Origin of the sequence: Piscinibacter sp. XHJ-5, assembly GCF_029855045.1 — a bacterium.
Taxonomy (GTDB): Bacteria; Pseudomonadota; Gammaproteobacteria; order Burkholderiales; family Burkholderiaceae_C; genus Albitalea.
On sequence record NZ_CP123228.1, the window covers coordinates 4,529,045 to 4,546,879 of the forward strand.

Sequence of the window (17,835 nt, forward strand, 5' to 3'; positions counted from 1 at the left end):
GACGCGTTTCGCCTCGAGGAGAACCCATGACGAATGCCCCCGTGCTCGCCTCCGTCCATGAGGCAGCGCCCGTGGCCGCAGCCGAGCCGCTGGACCTGATCTTCATCGAGGGCTTCGTGGGCCAGACGGTGATCGGCATCCACGACAGCGAGCTGCACAAGCCGCAGCCGGTGGCCATCGACGTGTGTGCCGGGGTGCCGCGGCCGCGCGCCTGCGACACCGACTGCATCGCCGACACGATCGACTACGGCGAGCTGCGCACGCGCCTGCAGCGGTTGATGGTGGAACACGGTGTTCAGCTGCTGGAGGCGCTGGCGGAGCAGGTGGCACAGATTGCGCTGTACGAGTTCCATGCCCACTGGGTCCGGGTGCGGGTGTCCAAGCCGCACAAGTTCGACGATGCGGCCGCCGTCGGCGTGATGATCGAGCGGCGGCGCACCCCCCACCTGGACGCCGGGCACCGCGCCGCGAGCACGCTGCGCCTCATCGGCGCCGGCCTCGTGCCCGGCGGACGCTGACGCGGCGGCCATGGACACCGAGCTCGCGATCGCCAGCCGCACCGGCGCCTCGACACGGCAGGCCGGCGCGGTGCGCGTGCAGGCGCCCGGCCGACTCCATCTGGGCTTCCTCGATCCCGCGGCCACGCTGGGCAGGCGCTTCGGCAGCCTCGGCCTGGTGATCGACGGCCTCGAGACCGTCGTGGAGCTCGAGCATGCGCGCACCGACGCGTTCGTGGCCGCACCCGATGCGATCGCGGAGCTGACGCGCGCACGCACGCATGTGGAAACGCTGCGGCGTGCCACGCGCTGCCGCACGCCGCTAGCACTGCACATCCGCCGCGCGCTGCCCGCCCACGCCGGGCTCGGTTCGGGCACGCAGCTCGCGCTCGCCGTGGGCCGCGCGTTCTGCACGCTGTTCGACGTCGCCATGACGAGCAGCCAGATCGCCGGACTGACCGGACGCGGCCAGCGCTCGGGTGTCGGCATCGCGGGCTTCGACGTCGGCGGCCTGCTGCTCGACGGCGGCCCGCGCAGCGACGGCACGCCGGCCGCGCTGCTGTCGCGCATCGAGCTGCCTGCGGCCTGGCGCGTGCTGCTGGTGTTCGATCCGCGCGCCCGTGGGCTCAGCGGCGCCGAGGAAAAGGCCGCGCTCGCAACGCTGCCGCCGCTGCCGCGCGAGACCTCGGCGGAGATCTGCCACGAGGTGCTGATGCGCCTGCTGCCCGGCGCCGCGGGCGCAGAGTTCGCTCCCTTCGCCATCGGCCTCACGCGCATGCAGCGCTTGCTCGGCCAGCACTTCGCGCCGGCCCAGCAGGGCCGCTGCTTCACCAGCCCCGCGGTGGCCCGGCTGATCGAGTGGATCGCCTCGCACGCGCCGTCGGCGGTCGGCCAGAGCTCATGGGGTCCGACCGGCTTCGCCATCCTGCCCTCGGCGCAGGAAGCCGAGGTCATCGTCGCCGCCGCCCGCCTGGCCGGCGTCGTCGAGGCAGGCCTCACGCTGAAGGTCGTCGCCGCGCGAAATCATGGCGCGACGATCACGTCGCTGCCCGGTGTCGACGAGGGGAGCGGCTGATGGGTTCTTGCGATGCCATCGCCCTGGCCCTCTCCCGCAAGCGGGAGACGGGATGATCGACTGCCGACCTCCAACCCCGCGCTGACCCCCACGCCATGGAACGCCCCTACATCCTCCACCTGTTCACCCCGGGCGCGCAGGCAAGCCCGTTCGACGTCAACATGGCCGCCGACGCCGGCTATCAGGTCATCGTGCCGTACTGCGGCGTCGCGCCGGACGCGATCGCGGGCCTGACGCAGGACGCGATCTTCTCGCGCGGCCCCAAGGGGGTGGCGCGCACCGGCATCTTCATCGGCGGACGCGACGTGATCGTCGCCGCCGACATGCTGGAGCGGTCGCGCAAGGCGATGGTGCCGCCCTTCGTCGTGTCGGTCTTCGCCGATCCCAGCGGCTCGTACACCACCGCGGCGGCGCTGGTCGCCGCCACCGAGACGGCGCTGCGCCGGCGCCACGACACGGGCCTCGACGGCAAGCGCGTCGTGCTGCTGGGCGGCACCGGCCCGGTGGGACGCATCGCCGCCGTGCTGTGCGCGCAGCTCGGCGCCACGGCGCTGATCTCCAGCCACAAGGGAGCGGCCGCCGCCGAGTCGGCTGCCGCCGAGACCGGCCGGCGCTTCGGGGTGTCGCTGCAGGGCGTCTCGGGACAGGACGGCGCGCACCTGCGCACCACGCTGGCCGAAGCCGAGGTGGTGATGGGCGTCGCCGCCGCCGGGGTGCAGGTGATGAGCCCCGAGGACCGCGCAGCCGCCACGCGGATGCTGGTCGCCGCCGACGTGAACGCCGTGCCCCCCGAGGGCCTGGCCGGCGTGGGCGTGATGGACGACGCCAAGCCGCTGGAGGGCACCGCCGCAGTGGGCATCGGTGCGCTGGCCATCGGCAACGTGAAGTACCAGGTGCAGCACCGGCTGCTGATGCGCATGCGCGAGGCCGAGCGGCCGGTGGCCTTCGGCTTCGCCGAGGCTTTCTCGATGGCGCGCGAGGTGCTCGCCGAGAAGTCTTCCTGAGCGTCGTGATGGCCGCCGCCGACAGTCCCGCGCTGGTGGTGGCCGGCGTGTCGGCACGCGCGCTGGCCGAATCGGCGCAGCAGGGCGGCTGGCGCGTGATCGCGCTCGACCTGTTCGGCGACCGCGACACGCGGCGGGCCAGCCAGCGCTGGCTGCCGATCGGCGAGCCCGCGACGCTGGCGATCGATCCGCTGCGGCTGCGCGTGGCACTGGCGGCACTGGACGGCGAGCCGGGCATGACGGGCTGGGTCGCGGGCGGTGGCTTCGAAGGCGTGCCTGCCTTGTTGGATGCCGGCGGCCCGCGCCTGCCGCTGTGCGGCATGGACGGCGCCTCGGTGGCGGCGCTGCGCGATGCGCGCCGCTTCTTCGCCACGCTGGATCGGCTCGGCCTGGCGCATCCGACGGTGGCATTCGATGCGCCCGGCGACCCGCACGGCTGGCTGGCCAAGCGCGCGGGCGGATGCGGCGGCTGGCACATCCGCGAGGCCGGCGATGCGGGCCCGGTGCATCCCGACACCTACTACCAGCGCATCCAGCCGGGCGAGCCGATGTCGGCGCTGTTCCTGGCCGACGGCCGCCGGGCGACGCTGATCGCGCTGAACCGCCTGCTCGTGCAGCGGCAAGGCAGCCATCCGCATGTCTTCGGCGGCGCCATCGGGCCGATCGCCGATGCGGCGCTGCAGGCCCGCATCGCGCACGTGCTGGACGCGCTGGTGCCGCCGTTCGGATTGCGCGGCCTCGCCAGCCTGGACTTCATCGAAGCACGCGGCCAACCATGGCTGCTCGAAATCAATCCACGGCCGTCGGCGAGCATGGTGCTGCATCCCGATGCCTGGCCCGAAGGCCTGCTGCGCGCGCACGTGCAGGCCATGCAGGGCCGCCTGCCGGCCGCGCCGGCGCAGCACCGGCCCGGCGTGCGCGGCAGCCGCATCGTGTTCGCGCCGCGCGGCTGCCGCATGGACCTCGTGCTGGCCGAGCGGCTCGCAGGGTCCACACACTGTCACGACCTGCCCGTGGGCGCGGCGCATTTCGTCCGGGGCGAACCGGTGTGCAGCGTCAGCGCCGAGGCCGCCGATGCGCACGCCGTCGAGCAGCTGCTGGCCCGGCGCGCCGCGCGCATCGCATCGGAACTGGTGTCGTGAGTTGGAAATAGGTGGCGTTTTCGACGTATTTCCAACTCACGACACTAGCCATGGAGGAGATCTCGTCATGACCCAGCCCTTGCTCAGCGTGAACCGCCTCGCCGGCGCGCCGCTCGCGCGCCTGCGCGACGACGCCGACCGGCTGCGCGTGGCGGTGGGCCGCGGGCCGCACGGCGTCACGCTCATCGATGCGGGCATCGCGGTGCGGGGCAGCATCGAAGCAGGCCTGCGCGTCGCCGAGGTCTGCATGGGCGGACTGGGCGAGGTCGGGCTGGTGAGCGACGGACGCGCCGGCTGGCCGACCTGGCTGCAGGTGCGCAGCTCGCAGCCGGTGCTGGCCTGCCTGGCAAGCCAGTACGCCGGCTGGAGCCTCGCGGCGAGCAAGGAAGAGACGGGCGGACGGAAGTTCTTCGCGCTGGGCTCCGGGCCGGCGCGTGCACTGGCCGGCAAGGAGGACCTGTTCACCGAGCTGGGCTACGCCGACCGTTGCGACCACGGCGCACTGGTGCTCGAGGTCGACCGCTTGCCGCCCGAGGTGATCGTCGAGAAGCTGCTGCGCGACTGCGCATTGGCGCCCGAAGGATTGAGCCTCATCCTGACGCCCACCACCAGCCTGGCCGGCACGACGCAGGTCGTCGCGCGCGTGCTCGAAGTTGCGCTGCACCGGGCGCACGAGCTGAGGTTTCCGCTGGCGAACATCGTCGAGGGTTCCGCGCGCGCGCCGCTGCCGGCGCCGACGGCCGACGGCGTGCAGGCGATGGGCCGCACCAACGACGCGATCCTTTACGGCGGGCAGGTCCACCTGTGCGTGGAGGGCGACGCCGACGCCGCGCACGAGCTTGCGATGCGCCTGCCGTCGTCGAACTCGCGCGACCATGGGCGCTCCTTCGCCGAGCTGTTCGAAGCCGCCGGGTTCGACTTCTACCAGCTCGACGGCGCGCTGTTCGCGCCGGCCGAGGTGTGGGTGAGCCATCTCGGATCGGGCCGCACCTGGCATGCCGGGCGGCTCGACATGGAACTGCTGCTGCGGCTGTGGCAGGCGCCATGAGAGCCGTCGCCACCCGGCGCGGCCTGCGGGTCGCGATCATGACGGACGAGACCGGCTGGCACACCCGCCAGCTGCAGCGCGCGCTGCAGGCACGCGGGGCCGAGGGTCGCTGCCTCGATCTGGCCGATTGCCGCATCGACACCACCCACGCCTGGCACGGGCTCGTGCTGCCCGGCTACGGCAGCGACCTGCCCGATGCGGTGCTGGTTCGCGGCATCGCCGGCGGCACCTTCGAGCAGGTCACCAAGCGGCTCGGCGTGCTGCACGCGCTGCGCGAGTTCGGCGTGCCGGTCTACAACGATGCACGCGCCATCGAGCGCAGCGTCGACAAGTCGATGACCAGCCTGCTGCTGCGCGCCGCGGGCGTGCCGACGCCGCCGACCTGGGCGATGGAATCGGCGGCCGCCGCCCAGCGCCTGGTCGCTCGCGAGAGCGCCGCGCGCCGCTCGCTGGTGCTCAAGCCGCTGTTCGGCTCGCAGGGCCACGGCCTGCAGCGCCTGGGCTGGGTCGACGGTGCGCACGTGCCGCTGCCCGAACTGGACGGCTCCTATGGGCAGCTGGCCTACCTGCAGCGCTTCGTGCCGCCGCGACAGTCGCCGGGACACGACTGGCGCGTGCTGGTGGTCGGCGGCGTCGCTTTGGCGGCCATGCGGCGCGTCAGCGAGCACTGGGTGCACAACGTCGCGCAAGGCGCCCGCTGCGAGCCGCAGTCGCTGGAGACCGACTGCGGCCCCGAGCTCGCCCGGCTGGCCAGCGCCGCGGCAGGCGCCCTGCGCATGGACTATGCCGGCGTGGACCTGCTGCCGACCGACGACGGCATCCAGGTGCTCGAGGTCAACGGCGTGGCGGCATGGCAGGGGCTGCAGCGCGTCACCCGGGTGAGCATCGCGCAGGCGATCGTGGACGACCTGCTGGAGCGCAAGCATGCGGCCTGGGCACAGCAGCGGCGGGCATGAGGCGCGGGACACGGTGAGCGCCGACCCAGCCTTCCTCTGGGCCTGCCACCTCGACGTTGCCGCCCGCAAGGCCGGCAATGTCGGCCTCGCCTCGCCTGGCCACGGCATGCAGGCCGAGCAGTTCATCGCCAGCGCCGCCGCCTGCGCGGGGCCGCTGTGCCGACCGGGCGCCGCGGTCGGAGCGCGCATCGAGTCCGCCGTGCAGGCGAGCTGGGCCGTCGCCGGCTGCAACACCAACCTGGGCATCGTGCTGCTGTGCGCTCCGCTCGCCGCGGCGCACGAGAGGCGACCACCGACGGGCGGCGTGCAGGCCTTGCGCCGCGCGCTGGCCGAGGTGCTGCAGGGGCTGGACGTGGCCGACGCGCGCGCGGCCTACCGTGCCATCGCGCTGGCGCGGCCAGGCGGCCTCGGCTCGTCGCCCGAGCAGGACGTCGCGGCGCCGCCGACCGTCGACTTGCGCACGGCGATGTCGCTCGCGGCCCATCGCGACCGCATCGCGTTCCAGTACGTGCACGGGCATGCCGATGTCTTCGAGCTCGGCCTGCCCGCCTTCGACGCGTCGCTGCACGCGGCACGCCGCGCCGGAGCGCCGGACGATGCCGCGGCGGCGACCGCCATGCAGCGGGTCTACCTGGAGTTCCTTTCCGCCTTCCCCGATTCACACATTGTTCGCAAGCACGGCTGGGCCGTGGCGCACAGTGTCATGGCCGAGGCGGCGGCATGGCGCACCCGCGCGCGCCGCGGCGAGCCGCTGGACGACGATCCCGGCTACGTGCGCTGGGACGAGGACCTCAAGTCGCGCGCCCTCAACCCCGGCACCAGCGCGGATCTGAGCGTGGCGGTCGCGTTCGCATCGGCGCTGTGCGGCCGGGCCCCCCTGGACGCTCGGACGGCCGGCGAGCCTAGTGTTTCTACCGAGTCAACCCGGCACGGAATCTGAGAGCGATCCCTGCTGCGCAGGCAGCGAGCCTCGCGGGAGTTCATTTCGCTAACCCGGAACCGGAGAGCACACATGGCAACGATTGATCGCATGCTGGTTGGAGAGTCACTCGTAGGGGAAGGCAACGAGGTCGCGCACATCGACCTGATCATCGGGCCCCGCGGCTCGCCGGTCGAGTCGGCGTTCGCCCACGCGCTGACCAACAACAAGGACGGCTTCACCTCGTTGCTCGCCGTGGTGGCCCCCAACCTCGTCACCAAGCCGGCGACGGTGATGTTCAACAAGGTGACCATCAAGGGCGCCAAGCAGGCGGTGCAGATGTTCGGCCCGGCGCAGCGCGCGGTGGCGATGGCGGTGGCCGATTGCGTCGAGGACGGCACGATCCCGGCGGCCGAGGCGGACGACCTGTTCATCTGCGTCGGCGTGTTCATCCACTGGCTCGCCGAGGACGACAAGAAGATCCAGGAATACAACTACCAGGCCACCAAGGAGTCCATCAAGCGCGCCGTCCGGCGCGAGCCGACCGCGGCCGACGTCGTCGACAAGAAGAGCAAGGTGGCACACCCCTTCCAGGCAGCGACCTGATCCGTTCCCGCAACAACGAAGGAGACACAGATGAGGATTTCGAGAATGACCTGGCGCCGGTGGCACATCGCCGCCTTGGCGCTCGCCGCGCCGGCGCTGGCGTGGTCCAACGCCGACGTGGAGAAGAACATCGCCAACTCGAAGAACTGGGCGATGCAGGCCGGCGACATGTACAACCAGCGCTACAGCAAGCTGAACCAGATCACGACCGGCAACGTCGGCAAGATGCAGGTGGCGTGGACCTTCTCCACCGGCGTGCTGCGCGGCCACGAGGGCTCCCCGCTGGTGGTCGACGGCATCATGTACCTGCACTCGCCGTTCCCGAACAAGGTGTTCGCGATCAACCTCGACGATCAGCAGATCCTCTGGAAGTACGAGCCCAAGCAGGATCCGGCGGTGATCCCGCAGATGTGCTGCGACACCGTCAACCGCGGCGTGGCCTATGCCGAGGGCAAGGTGTTCCTGCAGCAGGCCGACAGCACGCTGGTCGCGCTCGACGCCAAGACCGGCAAGGTGGTCTGGTCGGTGAAGAACGGCGATCCCAAGGTCGGCGCCGTCAACACCAACGCGCCTCACGTCTTCAAGGACAAGGTCATCACCGGCATCAGCGGCGGCGAATGGGGCGTGCGCGGCTTCCTGGCGGCCTACGACATCAACAGCGGCAAGCCGGTGTGGAAGGCCTTCAGCACCGGGCCGGACAACGAGATGCTGATGGACCCGGCCAAGACGATGACCTGGACCGACGGCGCGCTGAAGCCGGTCGGCAAGGACTCGTCGCTGAAGACCTGGCAGGGCGACCAGTGGAAGACCGGCGGCGGCACGACCTGGGGCTGGTACAGCTATGACAAGGCCACCAACCTCGTCTACTACGGCACCGGCAACCCGTCGACCTGGAACCCGGCGCAGCGCCCGGGCGACAACAAGTGGTCGATGACCATCTTCGCGCGCGACCTGGACACCGGCGTGGCCAAGTGGGTCTACCAGATGACGCCGTACGACGAGTGGGACTTCGACGGCATCAACGAGATGATCCTGGCCGACATCAACGTCAAGGGCAAGGCGACGAAGGCACTGGTCCACTTCGACCGCAACGGCTTCGGCTACACGCTCGACCGCACGACGGGCGCGCTGCTGGTGGCCGAGAAGTTCGACCCGAAGGTCAACTGGGCGACGCACGTCGACATGAAGTCCGGACGGCCGCAGGTGGTCGCGAAGTACTCCACCGCCAAGGGCGGGCCTGACGTCAACACCAAGGGCATCTGCCCGGCGGCGCTGGGGTCCAAGGACCAGCAGCCGGCCTCGTTCGACCCGAACACGGGGCTGTTCTACGTGCCCACGAACCACGTGTGCATGGATTACGAGCCGTTCAAGGTCGAGTACACGGCCGGCCAGCCGTACGTGGGCGCGACGCTGTCGATGTACCCGACCCCGGGCAGCCACGGCGGCATGGGCAACTACATCACCTGGGACGCCGGCTCGGGCAAGATCGTGCAGAGCAAGCCCGAGAAGTTCTCGGTCTGGAGCGGATCGCTCAACACCGCGGGCGGCATCTCGTGCTACGGCACGCTGGAGGGCTACCTGAAGTGCGTGGACGCGAAGGACATCACCAAGGAGCTCTACAAGTTCAAGACCCCGTCCGGGATCATCGGCAACGTGTTCACCTATGAGCACAAGGGCAAGCAGTACATCGGCGTGTTCTCGGGCATCGGCGGCTGGGCCGGCATCGGCATGGCGGCGGGTCTCGAGAAGGACACCGACGGCCTCGGCGCCGTCGGCGGCTACCGCGACCTGGCCAAGTTCACCGAGCTGGGCGGATCGCTGACCGTGTTCGCATTGCCGAACTGACGTTCGCGAGGACAACGGCGCCCCCAACAGCGCCGTTGATCCTCCTGTCGTACCACCCCGAGGACAGAGTCGCATGATGAGGACCCTTGCACGCACCCTGCTGATCGCCCTGCCGCTGGCCGCCATGGCCGCACCGGCGCAGGAGAGCAATCCCAACGCCCCCTACAAGGTCGTCGACGGCTACAAGGTCGACGCCTTCACGATGAAGGGCTTTCGCGCCTGGCGCGCTGCCGCCTGCGACCGCTGCCACGGCGCCAACCAGGAAGGCATGGTCGGCCCGTCGCTGGTCAACAGCCTGAAGACCCTGTCGAAGGAAGACTTCATCAAGACCGTGCGCGACGGCCGGCTCGACAAGGGCATGCAGAGTTTCGGCACCAACAAGGCCGTGATGGACAACATCGATGCGCTGTACGCCTACCTCAAGGGACGCTCCGACGGGGCGATCACGCGTGCCAAGGTCGAAGAGATGCCTTGACGACGGCGGACGCCGCACGGTGGCCCGCCCCGCTGCACCCGGCCTTCGGGCCGGCGCTGCGGTGAGGCGCTGGCTCGCCGGGCTGGCGCTGGCCGCCGTCGGCTGCACGGCCGCGGCGCAGGCCGACACGGCGCCGCAGCGCTTCAAGGTCTGCCAGGACCCGAACAACCTCCCGTTCTCGAACGCCGCCGGACAGGGCTTCGAGAACAAGATCGCCGAGCTCTTCGCACGAGAGCTCGCGCTGCCGCTGAGCTACTACTCGTTCCCGCAGCGCATGGCCTTCATCCGCAACACGCTGCGCTTCAAGCTGCCCGGCGAGGACTACCGCTGCGACGTGGTCATCGGCGTGCCCGCGGGCTTCGACCAGGTGTCGGCCACCAAGCCCTACTACCGCTCGACCTACGTGCTGGTGTTCCCCAAGGGCATCGGCCTGGACGCGGTGAAGAGCTCGGCCGACCTGCTGAGCCTGCCCGCCGACCGCCGCAAGAAGCTGCGCATCGGCGTGTACGACAGGTCCCCGGGCTCGGAGTGGCTCGCTCGCCACGACCTCGTGGACCAGGGCGTGCCCTATCACATCCTCAATGCCGACCCGGCGCAATACCCCGGCGAGATCGTCGAGCGCGACCTGGCCGGCGGCAAGCTCGACGCGGCCATCGTGTGGGGACCCATCGGCGGCTATTTCGCCAAGCGGGTGCGCGATCGCGACCTCGTCGTCGTGCCGATGACCGCCGAGCCGGGCCTGAAGTTCGACTACGCGATGGCGATGGGCGTGCGCTATGGCGAGCCGCAGTGGAAGCAGCGCATCGAAGACACGATGATCAAGCTGCGCCCGCAGATCCTCGCCATCCTGAACGAGTACGGCGTACCCCTGCTGGACGATGCAGCCCCCGCGCCCTCGCGCTGAGCCGGCCGGAGTTCCGCCATGACGCTCGCCGCCCATCACCCGCCGCGCCGCCGCCTTCTGGCGGGACTGCTGGCGCTGGGCGCCTCGGTGCCCGCACTCGGCGGGACCCGGGTGCTCGAGCTGGTCGCGCAGGCGTCCGTGCCCGGCACCTCGGAGGCCGAGCGGCTGCTGTTCATGCAGCCGCACCTGGCCAACGTCGAGCCGCCGCGCACGCTGCGCTACCGCTACGTGAACGAAGGCCTGCCCGAAGGCCGCGTGGTCGATCGCGCCACGCTCGAGCTGACCCGCGGCGCAGACGGCAAGTGCTGCGCGGTGCGCGCGGACTACCTCTCGGGCGACCGCGCCATGCGCCTGCCCGACATTCCCGAGGCGCGGGCGAACCCGGTGCTGCTGTACTTCCTGGAGCAGCAGGTGCGCCAGCTGCAGGCGCGCACGCGTGGCTCGGCGGCGCACTTCCGCCGGCGCGCGCGGCTGGCGCTGGCCGATGCCGCCACCGTCACGCACAGCACGGTGCGCTGGGGCGGCGCCGACCTGCCGGCGCGCAGCGTGCGCATCGCCCCTTACGTCGACGATCCCTACCGCGAGCGCTTCGCCATGGAGGCCGCAACGGAGTACACCTTCGTGGTGTCCGATGCGGTGCCCGGCGTCATCTTCCAGCTGCGCGCCACCGTGCCGGGCACGCAGCCGGTCCGCGAAGAGACGCTGACGCTGGAATCGGCGGAGCCTTATGCCAACGAGAAGAGGTGACGTGATGAAGCGAACGCCGTGGCAGGGTCTGCTCGCCGCGCTGGCCATGGCCGCCTGGCCCGGCTGGGGCGCGGCGCATGACTATCCGACGGTCGACCGCGTGATGTTCGTCGAGGCCTGCATGCAGGAGAACCCGGGGCCGCATTTCGAGATGCAGAACAAGTGCTCGTGCGCGCTCGACAACATCGCGGCGCGCCTGCCCTACGACGACTTCGTGAGCATGAGCACCGCCACCAACGCCACCAGCATCGGCGGCGAGCGCGGCTCGTACATCCGCGACGTCGAGGCGCTGCAGAAGCAGGTCCGCGACTTCCGCCAGCTGCGCCTGCAGGCCCTGAAGAGCTGCTTCATCACGCCGTCCACCGCCAACAGGTGATCGAACACCCGCCGCCATGCGCTGGATGCTGCTCCTCGCCGGCGTCGCGCTGGCCGCCTTGGCAGCGCCGCTGCGCGCCGATCCCGAGACGCTGGCGCTGCAGCCGCAGCGCCTGGCCGAGGGCGTGTACCACGTCGCCGGCCGGCATGCGGTCTGGGGTCCGGCGAACCACGGCCATGTCGCCAACAGCGGCTTCGTCGTCGGCGAGCGCTGCATCGCGGTGATCGACGGCGGTGGCAGCCCGACGGCGGGACGCGCGCTGCTAGAGGCCGTGCGGCGCACGAGTGCGCTGCCGGTGTGCTACGTCATCAGCACGCACGCTCACCCCGACCATGTGCTCGGCAATGCCGCCTTCGTCGATGCCGCCACGCAGTTCGTCGGCCACCACCGGCTGGCCGCCGCGCTCGCCGCGCGCGGCCCGTTCTACCTGAACGTGCTGCGGCGCGACTTCGACCTTGCCGACCGCCTCGATGCGGTCGTCATGCCCACCGTCGCGGTGGAGACCACCCGGGAGCTCGACCTGGGAGGACGCACGCTGGAGCTACGCGCATGGCCGACCGCGCACACCGACAACGACCTCACGGTGCTCGACCGCCGCAGCGGCACGCTGTGGCTCGGCGACCTGGTGTTCATCGGGCACCTGCCCGTGCTCGACGGCCGCCTGCGCGGCTGGCGCGCCGTGCTCGATACCTTGCGCGCGTGGCAGCCGGTGCGCGCGGTGCCGGGTCACGGCCCGGTGATCGTCGACTGGCCGGCCGGCATGGTGCCCACCGCGACCTACCTGAAGCAGCTCGAGACCGAGGTGCGGGGCGCCCTGCGCGAGGGGCTCACCCTGGCCGAAGCCGTCGAGCGCCTGGGTGCCGCGCCCGCTTCGCGGCTGGCCGGGTGGCAGCTCGGCGACGACTTCCACCGGCGCAACCTCACCGCGGCCTATGCCGAACTGGAGTGGTCCGAATGAGCGACTCCACCACGCGACATCGATTCCGCCTGACGCGGCGACGCAGCCTCGCGCTGCTGGCCCTGTCGGCCGCCCTCCCCCCGGCCCGCGCGCAGACGGCGAGCGCCGCCGACCCCGAGGCCAACACCCGATGGCAGCAGGTCCGCCGCAGCCTCTACGGCACGCGCGAGATCCGCTCCGGCGACGGCATCATCGTGCTGGAGGTTCCGCCACGCGCGGAGGATGCGGCCGTCGTGCCCATCGCCGTGCGCGCCCAGTTCGCGCAGCAGCCCGATCGCCACATCCGCCAGGTGACCGTGGTGATCGACAACAACCCCTCGCCGATCGCCGCGATCCTGCGCTACACGCTGGACAGCGGACGGGCCGACATCGAGACACGCGTGCGCATCGACGAATACACCTTCGTGCGAGCGGTGGCCGAGACGGGCGACGGGCAGCTGTACATGGCCAGCCGCTACGTGAAGGCCTCGGGCGGCTGCTCGGCGCCGCCCGGCAAGGACCCGGCTTCGGCCCAGGCCTCGCTGGGCCGCATGCGGCTGCGCGCGCAGGGCGATCCCGCCGGCACGGCGCCGCTGCCGGTGCAGCTGATGATCAGCCATCCCAACGACTCGGGCCTGGTGATGGACCAGCTGACGCGCCAGTACGCGCCGGCGCATTTCGTGCGCAAGGTCGACGTCACCTACGCCGGCCGTCTGGTGCTGTCGGCCGACCTCGACTTCGCGATCAGCGAGAACCCGAACCTGCGCTTCCACATCGCCCCCCGCGCCGGCGGCGGCGAGCTGCGCGCCCAGGTCGTCGACACGCGGGACCTCAAGTTCGAGCAAGCCATCACGCTGGGAATGGCCCCGTGACCGCAGGCCGGACCGCGGTCCGGTGGTGGGTGCTGCTGTGGCTGCTGGCCTGCTGCGGCTCGGGCATTGCAGGCGTTCAGCGGCTGGCCGCCGGCGTGTACGTCGTGCAAGGCAGCGTGGGCGGCGTGGAGGCTTCCAACCGCGGCGCGATCGGCAACAGCGGCTTCATCGCGACGCCCGCCGGCACCGTGGTGGTCAACACCGGCGGCTCCTACCGCCTGGGCCGCGAGCTGCTCGCCCTGGCGCAGCAGACGACGGGGCAACCGGTCGTGGCCGCCGTCATCACCCAGGCACGGCCCGAGTTCCTGATGGGCGCGGCGGCATTCACCGACCGCGGCATCGAGGTGATCGCGCATGCCGACACCGCCCGCCTGATCGCGCAGCGCTGCCACGTGTGCCTGCGCCGCCTGCAGCAGACCCTGGGCGACGACGAGATGGCCGGCACGCGGCTGGTCGAGCCGGGTCGGCGCATCCTCGGCAGCGAGTCCATCGCGCCCGGCGGCAGGCGCATCGCGCTGCTGCACCTGGGCGCGGCGCAGACGCAGGGCGATCTCGTGGTGATCGACGAAGACAGCGGCATCGCCTTCGCCGGCGCCCTGGTGACGCGGGGGCGCATTCCGGAGCTCGACACGGTGGGTCATGCCGCGCCGTGGCGTCGTGCGCTGGCGTCGCTGGCGACGCAGCGCGTGAGGCTGCTCGTGCCCGGATACGGCGCGCCCGGACCGCCATCGCCGTTGATCGAGGCCACCGACCGCTACCTGGGACAGCTCGAGCGCGAGGTGCAGGCAAAGCTCGACGCCGGCGAGGGGCTGCAGGCGGCGCAGGATGAAGTCGTGATGCGCGACTGGCGCGGATGGGCGCAGCACGGTGCGTTCCAGCGGCGCAACGTGCAGCTGCAGTATCTGGCGGCGGAGGCGGCGTGGGCGGCAGGGGGAGCGAAGTGAGGGCGCTTTCCCTCGCCTCTGCCGCTCTCCCGCTTGCGGGAGAGGGTCGGGGTGAGGGCCCGGCCACCCTAGTCGTACTTGATGTACTTGAACCGCGGATCGTCCGGCGTCCCCTGCAGCGCCGAGCCCTCTCCCGGCCGCCACATCAGCACCCGCTCGATCTGCCCCGCCAGCTCGAAGTCCTTGTCGGTGACGCCCTTGGCCGCATGGTTGACGAGCTTCACGACGACGAACGCGTACGACACCGTCAGGTCCGGGTGATGCCAGGCGGCCTCCGCCAGATGCCCGACGGTGTTGACCACCATCAGCGTGGCCTTCCACCCGCTCGTCTTGTACTTGCGGCGGATCCAGCCGTCCTCGAAATACCAGGCGGGCAACTCGTCCTTCAGGCGTGCCTCGATCTCCTCGGGCGTGTAGACCTCGTCCGCCGTCTTCTTGCGCCACTGCGTCATGGTCGTCTCCTTGGGGTGGGCATCGTCAAGCATGGACGCTGCCGGCGGGTTTTTCAACGGGGCATCTGGTCCAGCAGCGGCGTGTCGTGACGCACCAGGTGCGCCTCGCCCTCCTCCAGGATGAAGTAGCGGAACGCTTCGGCCGGGGGCGACAGCACCTTGGACAGCAGGTGCACCACGTTCCAGGTGCGCATGACCGGCGTGCCCAGCACCGGCACGATGTGCAGCAGTCCGCTGCGCACCTCGAGCCCGATGGTGTGCAGCGACACGAAGCTGATGCCCATGCCGGCCATCACCGCCTGCTTGATGGTCTCGTTGCTGGTCATCTCCATGGCGATGCGCGGCTCGAAGCGATGGTCGCGGAAGAAGCCGTCCATCGCGTTCCGCGTGCCGGAGTCGGCTTCGCGCACGAGAAACGGAAACGGCGCCAGCGCATCCACCGACGGCTGCTCCATGCCGAGCAGCGGATGTCCCGACGGGCAGATGAAGACGAGCGGGTGCGCCGCAAAGGTCTCGGCGCGCGTGGCCATTTCCTTCGGCGGGCGGCCCATCACCGCGAGATCGACCTCGTTGGCGACCAGCATCGCGACCAGCTGCGCGCGGTTGGCAGACACCTGCAGCTGCACGTCGACGCCGGGATGCTCCTCCCGAAAGCGCGCCAGCAGGTGCGGCACGAAGTACTTCGCGGTGCTGACCAGGCCGATGCTGAGCACGCCCGTCTGCAGGCTCTTGAAGCGCGCCATCGCATCGTCGGCATCCTTCAGCGTGCCGATCAGCCGCTTGGCATAGACGAGGAAGTACTCGCCTGCCGTGGTCAGCGAGACCTGCTTGCCCTGACGCTCGAACAGCGGCAGCCCCACGTGCGACTCGAGCTCCTTGACCTGCATCGTCACGGCAGGCGGCGTGAGGTGCAGCGATTCCGCCGCGCGAACGAAGCTGAGCTTGCGGGCGACTTCGATGAAGACGCGCAACTGGCGGAAGGTGACGTTCCTCATTCAGCGATGCCTGAACCTGACGCGAAGAAGATCTGAATTTCCCTTAGCAAGTCCGGGACCTAGCATCCCTTCACCCGTCATCCACGCAAGCGCATTCAAGGAGCCAGCCAGTGAACAAACCGGTGGAACAAGGTGTCATCACCGACGCGAAGAAGCGATACAGCGCGGGGGTCCTGAAGTACCGGCAGATGGGCTACTGGATGCCCGACTACGTGCCCAAGGACACCGACGTCGTCTGCCTCTTTCGCATCACGCCGCAGGAAGGCGTGGAGCCGGAGGAAGCCGCCGCCGCGGTGGCCGGCGAATCGTCGACCGCCACCTGGACCGTGGTGTGGACCGATCGCCTGACCGCGTGCGACAGCTACCGCGCCAAGGCCTACAAGGTGATCCCGGTGCCGAACACCCCGGGCCAGTACTTCGCCTACGTTGCCTACGACCTGATCCTGTTCGAGGAGGGCTCGATCGCCAACATGACGGCGAGCCTCATCGGCAACGTGTTCAGCTTCAAGCCGCTCAAGGCCGCGCGGCTGGAGGACATCCGCATCCCGGTGGCCTACGTGAAGACCTTCAAGGGACCGCCCACCGGCCTGGTGGTCGAGCGCGAGCGGCTCGACAAGTTCGGCCGCCCGCTGCTGGGCGCCACCACCAAGCCCAAGCTCGGCCTGTCGGGCCGCAACTACGGCCGCGTGGTCTACGAAGGCCTCAAGGGCGGACTCGACTTCCTGAAGGACGACGAGAACATCAACTCGCAGCCCTTCATGCACTGGCGCGACCGCTTCCTGTTCGTGATGGATGCCGTCAACAAGGCCAGCGCCGCGACCGGCGAGGTCAAGGGCAGCTACCTCAACGTCACCGCCGGCACGATGGAGGCGATGTACGAGCGCGCCGAGTTCGCGAAGGAGCTGGGCTCGGTCATCGTGATGGTCGACCTGGTGATCGGGTGGACGGCGATCCAGTCGATGGCCGAATGGTGCCGGCGCAACGACATGATCATGCACATGCACCGCGCCGGCCACGGCACGTACACGCGGCAGAAGAACCACGGCGTGAGCTTTCGCGTGATCGCCAAGTGGCTGCGGCTGGCGGGCTGCGATCACCTGCACGCCGGCACCGCGGTCGGCAAGCTCGAAGGCGACCCGATGACGGTGCAGGGCTACTACAACGTCTGCCGCGACAGCGTCACGCGCACCGACCTGCCGCGCGGCCTGCACTTCGACCAGGACTGGGCCGACCTGAAGAAGGTGATGCCGGTGGCCTCGGGCGGCATCCATGCCGGACAGATGCACCAGCTGCTCGACCTGTTCGGCGACGACGTGATCCTGCAGTTCGGCGGCGGAACGATCGGCCACCCGCAGGGGATTCAGGCCGGCGCGGTGGCCAACCGCGTCGCGCTCGAATGCATGGTGAAGGCGCGCAACGAGGGCCGCAACCTGCTGGAGGAAGGCCCCGACATCCTGCGCAAGGCCGCGCAGCACTGCGGCCCGCTGAAGGCCGCGCTCGATACCTGGGGCGACATCAGCTTCAACTACACGCCGACCGACACGAGCGACTACGCGGTCACGGCATCGGCCGCGCATTGAGGAGATCCCCATGATGACCAACCCCACCGGCCGCGTCACGCAAGGCCAGTTCAGCTTTCTGCCCGAGCTCACCGACGAGGAGATCACACTGCAGATCGACTACGGCCTGCGCCGTGGCTATGCCTGGTCGGTCGAATACACCGACGACCCGCATCCGCGCAACACCTACTGGGAGATGTTCGGCCTGCCGATGTTCGACCTGCGCGACGCCGCCGGCGTGTTGCTCGAGCTGGCCGAATGCCGCAAGGCCTTCCCGCAGCACTACATCCGCCTGATGGCCTTCGACTCGACGCGCGGCATCGAGAGCATCGCGATGAGCTTCATCGTGAACCGGCCGCAGGTCGAGCATGGCTTCATGCTCGAGCGGCAGGAGGCGAACGGCCGCTCCATGCGCTACACGACGCGCGGCTACGGCGCCGACAAGCCCGAAGGCGAGCGCTACTGAGCCCGCGGCAGGCCCC

The 17,835-nt window shown here is 70.4% G+C and carries 20 protein-coding genes; 18 read left to right on the forward strand and 2 right to left on the reverse strand.

Annotation, left to right across the window (positions count from 1 at the left end; translation table 11 throughout):
* Positions 1 to 26 precede the first annotated feature (26 nt).
* The 16 genes from P7V53_RS21375 to P7V53_RS21450 all read left to right on the forward strand — a co-directional run bounded on the left by P7V53_RS21375 (position 27) and on the right by P7V53_RS21450 (position 14,347).
* Positions 27 to 518, forward strand: a complete 492-nt coding sequence (locus P7V53_RS21375) for a dihydroneopterin aldolase (protein ID WP_280151531.1) — start codon at positions 27 to 29, stop codon at positions 516 to 518.
* Positions 519 to 528: 10 nt separating this feature from the next.
* Positions 529 to 1,572 (forward strand): beta-ribofuranosylaminobenzene 5'-phosphate synthase family protein, encoded by a 1,044-nt coding sequence (locus tag P7V53_RS21380; RefSeq protein ID WP_280151532.1) that lies wholly within the window; start codon positions 529 to 531, stop codon positions 1,570 to 1,572.
* A gap of 95 nt (positions 1,573 to 1,667) precedes the next feature.
* A complete protein-coding gene (locus tag P7V53_RS21385; RefSeq protein WP_280151533.1) occupies positions 1,668 to 2,576 on the forward strand; it encodes a methylenetetrahydromethanopterin dehydrogenase in 909 nt (302 codons plus the stop codon).
* Positions 2,577 to 2,584: 8 nt separating this feature from the next.
* Positions 2,585 to 3,718: an ATP-grasp domain-containing protein gene (locus P7V53_RS21390; protein ID WP_280151534.1), complete on the forward strand. Its 1,134-nt coding sequence runs from the start codon at positions 2,585 to 2,587 to the stop codon at positions 3,716 to 3,718.
* Between the two features lie 67 nt (positions 3,719 to 3,785).
* Positions 3,786 to 4,766: a methenyltetrahydromethanopterin cyclohydrolase gene (gene mch / locus P7V53_RS21395; protein WP_280151535.1), complete on the forward strand. Its 981-nt coding sequence runs from the start codon at positions 3,786 to 3,788 to the stop codon at positions 4,764 to 4,766.
* Positions 4,763 to 5,722: a RimK family alpha-L-glutamate ligase gene (locus tag P7V53_RS21400; protein WP_280151536.1), complete on the forward strand. Its 960-nt coding sequence runs from the start codon at positions 4,763 to 4,765 to the stop codon at positions 5,720 to 5,722. The genes mch and P7V53_RS21400 overlap by 4 nt, the downstream gene beginning before the upstream one ends.
* The gene (locus tag P7V53_RS21405; protein WP_280151537.1) at positions 5,691 to 6,662 is read left to right on the forward strand and encodes a triphosphoribosyl-dephospho-CoA synthase; all 972 of its coding nucleotides are present in this window, start codon (positions 5,691 to 5,693) and stop codon (positions 6,660 to 6,662) included. The genes P7V53_RS21400 and P7V53_RS21405 overlap by 32 nt, the downstream gene beginning before the upstream one ends.
* A gap of 72 nt (positions 6,663 to 6,734) precedes the next feature.
* A complete protein-coding gene (gene fae, locus P7V53_RS21410; protein ID WP_280151538.1) occupies positions 6,735 to 7,247 on the forward strand; it encodes a formaldehyde-activating enzyme in 513 nt (170 codons plus the stop codon).
* Positions 7,248 to 7,292: 45 nt separating this feature from the next.
* Positions 7,293 to 9,092, forward strand: coding sequence for a methanol/ethanol family PQQ-dependent dehydrogenase (locus tag P7V53_RS21415; RefSeq protein WP_280156573.1), 1,800 nt, complete (start codon positions 7,293 to 7,295; stop codon positions 9,090 to 9,092).
* Between the two features lie 76 nt (positions 9,093 to 9,168).
* On the forward strand, positions 9,169 to 9,567 hold the full coding sequence (locus tag P7V53_RS21420) for a cytochrome c (RefSeq protein WP_280156574.1): 399 nt from the start codon (positions 9,169 to 9,171) through the stop codon (positions 9,565 to 9,567).
* A gap of 61 nt (positions 9,568 to 9,628) precedes the next feature.
* Complete coding sequence (locus P7V53_RS21425) at positions 9,629 to 10,471, forward strand: quinoprotein dehydrogenase-associated putative ABC transporter substrate-binding protein (RefSeq protein ID WP_280151539.1); 843 nt, start codon at positions 9,629 to 9,631, stop codon at positions 10,469 to 10,471.
* 18 nt (positions 10,472 to 10,489) lie between these two features.
* Positions 10,490 to 11,218, forward strand: coding sequence for a hypothetical protein (locus P7V53_RS21430; RefSeq protein WP_280151540.1), 729 nt, complete (start codon positions 10,490 to 10,492; stop codon positions 11,216 to 11,218).
* Positions 11,219 to 11,222: 4 nt separating this feature from the next.
* A complete protein-coding gene (locus P7V53_RS21435) occupies positions 11,223 to 11,594 on the forward strand; it encodes a hypothetical protein (protein WP_280151541.1) in 372 nt (123 codons plus the stop codon).
* A 25-nt stretch (positions 11,595 to 11,619) separates the two neighbouring features.
* Positions 11,620 to 12,552 (forward strand): quinoprotein relay system zinc metallohydrolase 2, encoded by a 933-nt coding sequence (locus P7V53_RS21440; RefSeq protein WP_280151542.1) that lies wholly within the window; start codon positions 11,620 to 11,622, stop codon positions 12,550 to 12,552.
* On the forward strand, positions 12,549 to 13,403 hold the full coding sequence (locus P7V53_RS21445) for a quinoprotein dehydrogenase-associated SoxYZ-like carrier (RefSeq protein ID WP_280151543.1): 855 nt from the start codon (positions 12,549 to 12,551) through the stop codon (positions 13,401 to 13,403). Before P7V53_RS21440 ends, P7V53_RS21445 begins: the two co-directional genes overlap by 4 nt.
* Positions 13,400 to 14,347 carry an MBL fold metallo-hydrolase gene (locus P7V53_RS21450; RefSeq protein ID WP_280151544.1) on the forward strand — a complete coding sequence of 316 codons (948 nt, stop codon included), beginning with the start codon at positions 13,400 to 13,402 and terminating at the stop codon, positions 14,345 to 14,347. Before P7V53_RS21445 ends, P7V53_RS21450 begins: the two co-directional genes overlap by 4 nt.
* A gap of 68 nt (positions 14,348 to 14,415) precedes the next feature.
* Here P7V53_RS21450 and P7V53_RS21455 read toward each other — a convergent pair whose 3' ends face one another.
* Together P7V53_RS21455 and P7V53_RS21460 are read right to left on the reverse strand one after the other, a co-directional pair.
* The gene (locus P7V53_RS21455) at positions 14,416 to 14,799 is read right to left on the reverse strand and encodes a 4a-hydroxytetrahydrobiopterin dehydratase (RefSeq protein WP_280151545.1); all 384 of its coding nucleotides are present in this window, start codon (positions 14,797 to 14,799) and stop codon (positions 14,416 to 14,418) included.
* 53 nt (positions 14,800 to 14,852) lie between these two features.
* Positions 14,853 to 15,794 carry a LysR family transcriptional regulator gene (locus P7V53_RS21460; protein WP_280151546.1) on the reverse strand — a complete coding sequence of 314 codons (942 nt, stop codon included), beginning with the start codon at positions 15,792 to 15,794 and terminating at the stop codon, positions 14,853 to 14,855.
* Positions 15,795 to 15,904: 110 nt separating this feature from the next.
* Here P7V53_RS21460 and P7V53_RS21465 point away from each other — a divergent pair, with 110 nt between their 5' ends.
* Positions 15,905 to 17,374, forward strand: a complete 1,470-nt coding sequence (locus P7V53_RS21465) for a form I ribulose bisphosphate carboxylase large subunit (RefSeq protein ID WP_280151547.1) — start codon at positions 15,905 to 15,907, stop codon at positions 17,372 to 17,374.
* A gap of 10 nt (positions 17,375 to 17,384) precedes the next feature.
* Entirely contained in the window at positions 17,385 to 17,819 is a 435-nt protein-coding gene (locus P7V53_RS21470; RefSeq protein ID WP_280151548.1) for a ribulose bisphosphate carboxylase small subunit, read from the forward strand.
* Positions 17,820 to 17,835 lie beyond the last annotated feature (16 nt).